Raw genomic sequence first — 9803 nt, forward strand, 5'->3', positions numbered from 1 at the left:
CTGCTCTTTCTTTTTCACTCGTTCCACTCGGCAAAAAGATGTTAAAAAGAGCACCATCTTTTTGCAAAATCCTCTAAGTCGCCAAGTTCGCTCTGACATCCGCTTGCTCTCAAGGCATGGCTTCCAACCAGTGCGTTCGGAGAGTTAATTTATTCACATTTCTGTAGCGGTGAAAAGGTTCCGAACCACTGCCAAGAGGCGTCGCGCCTTTTTGGCAGAGGCTCTAGCCCAGGGGGACCAGTCAGAGGTGTGTGAGCTTCAGAGGGATATGATGGGACTCAGATGCTTGCCGACCTCACCCAACTTGTTTCCGAAGTCGATGGAGCCTGGGCCGCCGCTATTGGCGGACTTGATGGCCTATTGGTTGAGGGCTACACCCCTACCACTACCGATCTCAATCTGCTGGTCGCAGAACACGCCGGGATGCTGCGCTCGGCGAACGGGGTCTATACTCAGACCCTGGGCGGCGGCCTGACCCGCGAACTTTATATTCGCGGCGAAAACCTCAGCGTGTTTCTGCGACCGATTAATGCCGACTTCTTTCTTCTGCTGGCGCTGGATGGCCGCAGCAACCTGGGGCAATCACGTTTGTACAGTCGTGAAGCGGCCCGCCGCCTGGGAGAACTGCTGTGAGACTCGAAGCCCTTAAATCCGTTCCTGGTCTGGTCGCTGGCGTGCTAGTCGGAGAAGACGGCCTGCCTTTAGAAACTGTCGGTGAGGGCGGGGAAGCCCTGGCCGCCGAGCTGGCCTCGCTGCGCGGCACCGTGAGCCGCATCAGCACCCGCATGGGCGCGGGGCGCGTGACCCGGCTGTCGTTTACCAGTGAGCGGATGGAAGTGGTCGCCATTGCCAGCGGCGATTACGTCCTGGGAGCCGCCGTCATGCGTGGCCACGACACCCGTGCAGCCCAGCAGGCCCTGGCAAGATTGGCCCTGGAAATGGTCGATATGCCCGCAGGTGAGTCGTGATCGAGCCCCTGATGAACGTGCGCGGTGTGCGCTACGCCGCCATGGTCGACGAGGCTGGCCGTTCGGTGATGACCGTCGGGGATCAGACCCCCGACCTGAATTTGGCTGTATCGGCCCGCGCCATGATTGGCAGCTTGCAGGCCGCCATGAACGCGACCAAGTGGGATGACCTGCTGCTGGATATTGACGGTGGCCCAGTGCTGCTGACCCCGGTGGGGGAACACATTCTGATTACAGCGTTCGACGACCTCGCCAGTTTGGGGCGGGTGCGTTTCGCGGTGCGCCGGGCACTCGGGAAGGTCTAATACGGACGGCTGCTCCCCAATCCGGTACACTTGAAACAACACCCGATGTGCGACCACACAGAAGGCAGGCAAGGCAACTTTTGACGGCTGCCCTCGCTCCTTCTGGCTGTGTGCTTTAGCTGTAGCCGTTTACGGTGGCTGACTCGGCCACGACTGGCACGCGTTTCCAGCTGAGCAGGGCGATGATCAGGGTAAAGGCGATCATGCTCAGCACTGGAATCGCCAGGGCATGGTTAAAGGTTTCGTTGCTGCCCCAGACGGCCCAGATGTTGCTGCATGACGCCGCCGGGTTGATACTGCACGCCTTGAGGGTTGGCACCACTCCCCATGTTTCCAGGTTCTGATACAGCGCCGTGCACCAGCCGATCACGGCCAGCGGCAGCACGTAGCGCCGGATACCGAAGTCGTTTCTGAAAGCAGCTATGCCCAGCAGTAGAACCTGCGGGTACATGCAGACGCGCTGATACCAGCACAGGATGCACGGGTTGAAGTGCCGAACTTCGCTGAAGTACAGACTGCCGAGGGTGGCGATCAGGGCGACCACCCAGGCCAGATAGAGGCGGTTGTCGCGGCTCATGGTTTACTTGGCAGCCGTGTCGATGGCCGCGCTGATGTCCTTGACCGCGTCGGTGGTGATGGTCACGGCCTTACCGTTAACAAAAATAGTCGGCGTCGAGCTGACTCCCGCGTCCTCGGCCTGCTTCTTGTCGGCTTCCACGCGGGCAGCAGTGGCGTCGGTGTCCAGGCAGGTGGCAAACTTGCCCGTGTCCAAGCCATCGACATTGGAGGCCAGCTGCTTAAGGTAGGACTTGGTGGCCCAGACGATGGTTTCGGTCTGCTGGGCGCGGAACAGGATGTCACGGTAGGTACTGAAGCCCTCATTGCCCTTCTGGTCGTAGACGCACTTGGCCGCCATGGCCGCGTACTTGCTATCGTCCTCGGGGTTGCGGGCTACCTGAGTTGAAATGAAAGGCCAGATCAGGGTGTACCACTTGACCTTGCCAGTATCGACATACTTGGTCTTGAGTTCAGGGGCCGCCGTGTCCTGAAAGTTCTTACAGGCTGGGCACTTGAAATCCTCTACGGCCACCACAGTCACGGGGGCGTCGGCCTTGCCGTCGAAGGGCAGGTTGGCAAGATTGAAGTTCACGGCTTTGTCGCCACTGGTAGTGGGCGCGGCAGCCTTGTGGGTCATGGCCCAAATGGCCAGTCCGATCAGGGCGGCAGCGATGAGCGTACCGATCAGAAGAACACTGCGGTTTGAATTGTTTCCGGAAAGTCGGGTCATATCGCAGCAAAGTTTAACGCGCCCGGTAGTCAGGCGCGTCAATGTGAGGTGAGACTGGAAGTCCGGGCGGCTCAGGTTTTCCTGGGGGGCTGCTCTTGTGCGCCCGGAACGTCGCCCAGGTCGAGGTCGATCACCGCCGCCGGGGTTTTGGCAGTCTGCGGCCTGGCCGGGCTGGGCACCACCACACGCGCAGCAGGAGAGACGACGATGGTTTCGGTTACTGGGCCGGGTGTGCTTGAGGCGGGTGTGCTTGGATTCGCCGAATTCACGCCGACTGGCGCGGCGGGCACCGGAACTGGCGCAGTCGGCTGAGGCACCGCTTTTGCTGTGGGGACTTGGGGCACGTCTGCCAGCCGTGTGCGCCTGGCCTGCCAGCGCCAGAGCAGGGTGCCCAGCTGGCGCAAAAAGCTGAAGCTCATAACGGCGATCATAGGGATGAAAGTCGCGTTGCGAAACTGCGACGTGCCGATCAGCGCCAGCGGTATCTTCATCTTGATCCCGATTTTGTCGGCTGCGATGATGGTCGCCATAAAAAGGAGCGCCGCAAACGGCACCACGAACGGCCCACCGGAATGCTTGAGCAGCAGCAGGGCGAACAGCGCGGCAAAGACCAGCGGAAAGACCGTGAACCACGGCTCGGGTGTGGCGTGCAAAAAGGGCAGGACGCCGAGCGCCAGACCGATGTACCCGAACCAGCCTGCAAATTCGTCGGCCACCAGGGTCAGCAGCACCCAGGCAAAGACCATCTTGGCCCAGCCGAAGCTGTCGCTGGGCACGCCCAGCAGGTAGGCGAGAACGGCGACGGTGGCCCAGCCTGCCACCAGACGTAGGGCAGTCCAGAGGCCAGAGCGAAGGCCAGCGTTACGGGTCGGTGCGGGAGCGGCGGTCATGCTCTCAAGGTTTTACCACGTCTGAATCAGTCAGGCCGGAGTTGGGCTGGAAGGGGTAGCCTCAGCCCATGCCCCTGCTGGCTGATGCGCAAGGGGGCGCGTGTCTGCTACCTACTGCTTTTCTTTCTTTGCCTTAGCTTTGGCCTTAGCAGGTTTTTCCGCCTTCGCCCCAGCATCCGCAGCCCCGGCTTTCGCCCCCGCCGCCACAATCCCCGGAACCTTGCGTAGATACTCGCCGGTATAGCTGGTCGGGTGCGCGGCCACTTCTTCGGGCGTACCTGTCGCCACAATCTGCCCGCCGCGTATGCCGCCTTCCGGCCCCAGGTCAATGATGTAGTCGGCGCACTTCATCACGTCCAGGTTGTGCTCAATCACCACCAGCGTATTGCCGCCGTCGGCAAGGCGGTCAAGGACTTCCATCAGGCGGCGCACGTCTTCAAAGTGCAGTCCCGTGGTGGGTTCATCCAGAATGTAAATGGTCTTGCCGGTGGCCCGCTTGCTCAGCTCGGTGGCGAGTTTAATGCGCTGGGCCTCACCGCCCGACAGCGTGGTGCTGGGTTGGCCCACCTTCATGTAGCTTAGGCCCACGTCCAGCAGCAGCGCCATTTTGCGCTGAATGGTGGGGATGGCCTCAAAGAAATCGTGCGCGTCTTCCACGGTCATGTCCAGCACGTCGGCAATGGTCTTACCGTTGTACTTCACTTCCAGCGTTTCGCGGTTGTAACGTGCGCCTTTGCAAACCTCGCACGGCACATAAATGTCGGGCAGGAAGTTCATCTCGATTTTCATTACGCCGTCGCCCTTGCAGTGTTCGCAGCGCCCGCCCTTGACGTTGAAACTGAAGCGCCCGGCCAGATAGCCGCGCCGCCGCGCTTCAGGGGTGCGGGTAAACAGGTCGCGGATTTCGGTAAACATGCCAGTGTAGGTCGCCGGGTTGCTGCGCGGCGTGCGGCCAATCGGGGACTGGTCAATCTCAATGACCTTGTCCAGATGCTCCATGCCCTCTATGCGGTCATATTTGCCGGGCGAGGTCTTGGCCCCGTTCAGTTCGCGGGCCAGTGTCGCGTGCAGGATGTCGGTAATCAGGGTGCTTTTGCCACTGCCCGACGGCCCGGTGACCACGGTCATGGTGGCCAGCGGGATGCTGATGTCCACGTTTTGCAGGTTGTGTTCCCGCGCCCCGATGACCTTTAGCGACAGGCCGTTGCCGCGCCGCCGCCGCTGGGGCACCTCGATTTTCATTTCGCCGCGCAGGTATTTGCCGGTCAGCGAATCTTTGGCCCCGCGCACCTCGGCGGGCGTGCCGCTGGCAACCACTTCGCCGCCATGCACGCCCGCGCCCGGCCCCATGTCAATCAGGTAATCGGCGGCCAGCATGGTCTCCTCGTCGTGTTCGACCACCAGCAGGGTGTTGCCCAGGTCGCGCAGGTTTTTGAGGGTGCCAATCAGCCGTCCGTTGTCTTTGGGATGCAGGCCGATGCTGGGTTCGTCCAGCACGTACAGCACCCCGGTCAGGCCGCTGCCCACCTGGGTCGCCAGCCGGATGCGCTGCGCCTCGCCGCCGCTTAGCGTGTTGGCGGTGCGGTCAAGCGAGAGGTAGTCCAGGCCCACGTCTACCAGAAACTTCAGGCGGGTGCGGATGGCCTTGAGAATCGGAGCCGCCACCGCCGCGCCGAAGTCGCCGAGTGTGTACTCGTAATGCCGTGGCCCGTGTGCCTGCTGGCTGCCGCCGGTGTGGCCCTTGAGAAAGGGTTCAATGGCGGCGTGGTCGAGGGTGCCGCCCTGCAACTGCCCAAAAAACTGGTCGGCTTCCAGCACGCTCATGCCGCTGGCCTGCGAGATGTTGAGGCCGCCCGCCCGCACCGCCAGAATTTCGGGCTTGTAGCGGGTGCCGCCGCAACTGGGGCAAGGCTGGAGTTCCATCAGTTCTTCCAGCTTCTCGCGCATGAATTCGGACTCGGTGTCGGCGTAGCGGCGCTGAAGATTGGTCAGGACGCCCTCAAATTCGGTCATGAAGCGCGTTTCCTTGCTCGCCCGCTTGTACACCACCGGGAACGCCTCGCCGGGGCCGTGCAGCACGGCTTTCTGGGCTAGGGCTGGAAGCTCGCGCCAGGGCGTCTTGAGGCTGAAGTCCAGGTGAGCGGCCAGTGCCTGCAACTTGTCGTAGTAATAGATTCCGGCGTCGCTGCCCTTTTTTGTCCAGGGCAAAATTGCGCCGTCGTCAATGCTGAGTTTGTCGTCTATCACGCGCTCAGCGGTGAATTCCTGTTTGAAGCCCAACCCGCCACAGTCGCCGCACGCGCCGTAGGGGTTGTTGAAGCTGAAGCTGCGCGGCTCCAGTTCCTCCAGCACGCTGCCGTGTTCGGGGCAAGCGAACTTTTCCGAGTACAGTTCCTCGTGCGCTTCTCCCTCGGGGCCACCGTCGGGCAGCAGCACCCGCAGCAGGCCCTCGCCCCGGCGGATGCCCAGTTCCACCGACTCGGCAATACGTGCGCGGTCAGTATGACGCATGGTCAGGCGGTCAATCACCACGTCCACATCATGCTTTTCAAACTTTTCCAACTTCAGCTTCTCGGCCTCGTCCAGTTCGTACAGTGTGCCGTCTACCCGCACCCGCGCAAAACCCTCGCGCCTCAGGTCGGCAAACAGCTTGCGGTACTCGCCCTTACGCCCGCGCACCGCCGGGGCCAGCAGGATGGCGCGTTTGCCTTCAAAGCTGGCTAACAGGCGGTCGGTGACCTCGCTGGGACTTTGCTTTTCAATCTTGCGCCCGCAAACCGGGCAGTACGGTGTGCCGACGCGGGCATACAGCAGCCGCAGATAATCGTGAATCTCGGTGACGGTGCCCACCGTGCTGCGCGGGTTGTGGCTGGTGGTCTTCTGGTCAATGGAAATGGCCGGAGACAGCCCGGTGATGCTTTCCACGTCGGGCTTTTCCATCAGGCCCAGGAACTGCCGGGCGTAGGCGCTGAGCGACTCCACATAGCGGCGCTGGCCCTCGGCGTAGATGGTGTCGAAGGCCAGGGTGCTTTTGCCGGAGCCGGACACGCCGGTAATCACCACGAACTGCTCACGCGGCATCTCAACGGTGATGTTCTTGAGGTTGTGTTCCCTCGCGCCGCGCACGATGAGTTTGTCTTGCATGGGTGCTCCTTGCCGGAGTCGTCTAGCCGTCTAAAAGTCAAAACTGCAAAAATACGGCTGCGGCATTCACTTTCAGTTCGGACGACATCTCTGGCGACTGCTCCTATTGGTTACGATGGGTGCGTAGGAGGTCGGCCCTCCTACGTTCTGAACACGCTAGTTTAGCAGGGCAAAATGGGGCAGAGGAAGGGGAAACCGACAAATGGGGCCTGCCCGCTGTCTTGGGCAGAGCGGCACCCATGAAGGGGCCTGCCCGCTCCCCACTGCGGGCGGAATTAAGCGCACTTTGTGTGGGTTAATCTCCGCTCTTCTTCTTGGCCGCCACGCGCTTTGAGGCAGGCGGTGGCCCGGACGGCTGGGGCTTTTGCGGCGGCCCCACCACCTCACCGCTCATCTGGTCAAAAGATGGTTTGCCCGGGCCGCCCAGCGCAATCGCCAGGGCGCAGACCAGCAAAATAAGCGGGACTTCCATGCCGCCCCTGAAAAAATCCTTGCCCCAGTGGGCATAACAGATGGCCGCGCCCATAACCACCGCCAGGGCAAAGGCAAAAGGCCGTGCCCCCAGCCCCAGAAAAATCAGGATGCCGCCCGTCAGTTCCAGCGTGGCGACCAGCGGGGCCGTGAGCAGCGGCATAGGCACATGCCAGCCCTTGAACTGCGCCGTGGTTGGCCCCAGACCCCTGTAAAAAATGGCCTGCGCCCCGTGCAGCGCGAACATGGCCCCCAGCATCAGCCGCAGTAGTGCCAGAGCCAGTTCGGGTTGACGGGTCATGTGCTCAGTTTACGGGGTCGGGGGCAGGCTCTACGCCGGGTCAGTTTGGGGGATGGCAGACCTGCACCTTTTAGCCGGAGTCCGTCTCAGACCTGGGGCAGCTCGGCCTCGACCACTGTGCCGTGGCCGGGGCTGGAGCGCACGCGGTAGGTCCCGCCACGCGCCGCCACGCGCTCGTTCATCTGCATCAGGCCCAGGCCCCCGGCGCTGCTCACGCGCCCGCTGACCTGTTCGGGGTCGAAACCCTGCCCGTCGTCCTTGACCCGCAGCAGCACGCGCTGCGAACCGTGGAGGGTCACCGCCACTTCACGGGCGCGGGCGTGCTTGGCGACGTTGTTCAGGCTTTCTTGCAAGATGCGGAAAATGATGGCCTCATCGCCCGGCGAGAGGTGAATGTCGCCGGAAACTTCCAGTGAGGTCCGGACACTGTTCTGTTCCCCGAAGTCGGCCACGTAGCGCCGCAGCGTTTCGAGCAGGCCGTATTTTTCCAGGTCGATGGGCCGCAGCGCGAAGATCGAGCGCCGCACTTCGCGGATCTGCTCACGCAGCAGCGCGGAGGCTTCCCTGACCTCGGCCTCGGCCCGCTCCGGCTCCCTGCGAATCTGGCGGGCCACCACGTCGAGCTTCAGCGCGGCGAAGGCAAGTGACTGCGCCACCCCGTCGTGAATCTCGCGGGCGATGCGGGCGCGTTCGTCGCTGATGGCGACTTCCTCGGAGTACAGGTAGGCGCGGGCGTTGCGGACCGCCAGCGTCGCTTGCCCCGCCATGAAGGCCAGCAGCGCCACCGGGGCCTCGGCAAAGGCGTCTGCCCGCACGTCGCCCAGCACCAGCACCCCCAGCAGTCCGTCGTCGTCGCGCATAGGCAGGCCCAGGGCGCTGCTGGCCGCCGGAAAGACCTCACTTGCCTCGGCCCCGGCGGCCAGCAGCGGGGTTCCGGCCTCGGCCACGCGCAGGGCAAAGGCGGGGGCCGGGCTGCCGCTGCCGCTTTCGCCGCCCTGATCCTGGGCATATTCCAGCCGTAACACACCGTCCTGGTCGGTCAGGTAAGCCGCCCGTGCGTCCACGCCCAGCCGGGCCGCCATATTGCGCGTCACCCGCGAAAGCAGCCGCCGCATGTTGCGCTCGGCGCGGATGCTCTGGTCCACGCTGTACAGCGTCATCAGGTCCAGCGTGCGGTTGCGGGCGGCGTCCACCCCATTGGCGACTTCCGAGGAAATGGCCTGGGCCAGCGCCATCGTTTCCGGGGTCGGCGGCGTCTCGAAGTGCAGCGCCAGCGCCCCGCCGCCCGGAATGCCTACCCGCAGCGGGTGCAGGTCGGCACTGGGCGCGGCCAGCAGCGTCTCGCCCCGCGCCGAACTGCTCAGGCCGCCGGGCACGGTCAGGGTCGCGTGGGTGGCCCCGGTCGCCCGCACCGCTCCCCGCGCCGCGACCTCGACCACCGCCGCCATGTCGGGGGCCTCAGCGACCTCGCGCATCAGCTCCTGCACAGCCCGCAGCCGCCCGTGCGAGGCGCTGAGCTCGCCGTACAGCCCGCGCAGCTCGTGTTCAGCCTGCTCGCGGGCGCGGGTGCCCTCGGCGATCCACTCCACACTGAAAAACGTTACGGCAGGTCCCAGCAGGCCGTAAAACAGCAGGTGCGCCCAGAATTGCGCCTGAATAGCTGGTAGCTGCCGGATAGCGAATTCGACGGCCACCACCACGAGCACGATCAGCGTCGGCAGCACGTTGCGCACCAGCCGCACGCGGTCCGAGAGCCTCACCTCGCGCGGTGCGGGCCGGGCCGGGGGAGTCGTGGCGGGGCGCGTCTTGGACATGCGCTTAGTCTAGGAGGAAGGTGCGGATACCCACCCAGATAGAAAGGTTGGCGAAACTTTTCAATCCGGGCGGAGGCGTAAAGCTGCTGGCAAAGGCGCATCTGGTGCTTTTTCAGGTGTGCCGGAATTGAGCGCAGTCTGTATTACTCTTCATTACTCTTCCGTGATTCCTCTTCCGTGTCGCTGCCCAGCATGTTCTTTGGGAGGCTGGCTGGAATGGCAGTTGTAAGGTTTGCGGGCGTGGGTTCGGCGTGGCGCGGCGCTACGGTTCCCCGCGCCGCCGCGTCGCCGACCTTCCAGGCCACCTGCCGGAAAAACCCACGCAGCAGGCGGCTCTCGGCGCTGCTCATCAGCGTGCGGTCCAGCATCGCCCGCCACAGCCGCATGGTGTGCCGCGCCCGCACCGCGTCGGTGTAGCCGATCAGCCCCATGGTGTCTTGCAGGTGGCCGTACATCGCTTCCATTTCCTCGCGGGTGGCGGTTTTACGCGTCCACTCGGGCACGTCGTCCTGGCCCTGCAAAAATTCGTAGCACACCAGCAGCACGGCCTGCGCGAGGTTCAGGCTGGCGTAGTCGCCCGTCGGAATCCTGACCGTGATCTGGCACTGCTCAAGGTCGCTGT

At 63.4% G+C, this 9803-nt stretch carries 9 protein-coding genes and 1 pseudogene; 3 read left to right on the forward strand and 7 right to left on the reverse strand.

What is annotated here, in order from left to right:
- The first annotated feature begins 282 nt into the window (after window positions 1-282).
- Genes QZ269_RS10565 through QZ269_RS10575 form a run of 3 tightly spaced genes read left to right on the forward strand, consistent with a single transcriptional unit; the run spans window position 283 to window position 1273 of the window.
- Window positions 283-633: a roadblock/LC7 domain-containing protein gene (locus tag QZ269_RS10565; RefSeq protein ID WP_291426676.1), complete on the forward strand. Its 351-nt coding sequence runs from the start codon at window positions 283-285 to the stop codon at window positions 631-633.
- A complete protein-coding gene (locus QZ269_RS10570) occupies window positions 630-968 on the forward strand; it encodes a roadblock/LC7 domain-containing protein (protein ID WP_291426677.1) in 339 nt (112 codons plus the stop codon). Before QZ269_RS10565 ends, QZ269_RS10570 begins: the two co-directional genes overlap by 4 nt.
- Window positions 965-1273: a roadblock/LC7 domain-containing protein gene (locus QZ269_RS10575; protein ID WP_291426678.1), complete on the forward strand. Its 309-nt coding sequence runs from the start codon at window positions 965-967 to the stop codon at window positions 1271-1273. Before QZ269_RS10570 ends, QZ269_RS10575 begins: the two co-directional genes overlap by 4 nt.
- Before the next feature lie 115 nt (window positions 1274-1388).
- On the opposite strand, the gene QZ269_RS10580 is transcribed toward QZ269_RS10575, so the two are convergent.
- From QZ269_RS10580 to QZ269_RS10610, 7 genes and pseudogenes are all read right to left on the reverse strand, one after another.
- On the reverse strand, window positions 1389-1850 hold the full coding sequence (locus tag QZ269_RS10580; RefSeq protein ID WP_291426679.1) for a disulfide bond formation protein B: 462 nt from the start codon (window positions 1848-1850) through the stop codon (window positions 1389-1391).
- 3 nt (window positions 1851-1853) lie between these two features.
- Window positions 1854-2561: a thioredoxin domain-containing protein gene (locus QZ269_RS10585; RefSeq protein ID WP_291426680.1), complete on the reverse strand. Its 708-nt coding sequence runs from the start codon at window positions 2559-2561 to the stop codon at window positions 1854-1856.
- 71 nt (window positions 2562-2632) lie between these two features.
- Window positions 2633-3451, reverse strand: coding sequence for a hypothetical protein (locus QZ269_RS10590; protein ID WP_291426681.1), 819 nt, complete (start codon window positions 3449-3451; stop codon window positions 2633-2635).
- A 111-nt stretch (window positions 3452-3562) separates the two neighbouring features.
- Entirely contained in the window at window positions 3563-6595 is a 3033-nt protein-coding gene (uvrA, locus tag QZ269_RS10595) for an excinuclease ABC subunit UvrA (RefSeq protein ID WP_291426682.1), read from the reverse strand.
- A 295-nt stretch (window positions 6596-6890) separates the two neighbouring features.
- The gene (locus QZ269_RS10600) at window positions 6891-7367 is read right to left on the reverse strand and encodes a DoxX family protein (protein WP_291426683.1); all 477 of its coding nucleotides are present in this window, start codon (window positions 7365-7367) and stop codon (window positions 6891-6893) included.
- Between the two features lie 86 nt (window positions 7368-7453).
- Window positions 7454-9181: a GAF domain-containing sensor histidine kinase gene (locus tag QZ269_RS10605; protein ID WP_291426684.1), complete on the reverse strand. Its 1728-nt coding sequence runs from the start codon at window positions 9179-9181 to the stop codon at window positions 7454-7456.
- Window positions 9182-9324: 143 nt separating this feature from the next.
- Window positions 9325-9803: pseudogene (locus QZ269_RS10610) on the reverse strand (hypothetical protein); the annotation flags it as partial.

Origin of the sequence: Deinococcus sp. (assembly GCF_018260405.1) — a bacterium.
In the GTDB taxonomy this organism is placed as follows: domain Bacteria; phylum Deinococcota; class Deinococci; order Deinococcales; family Deinococcaceae; genus Deinococcus.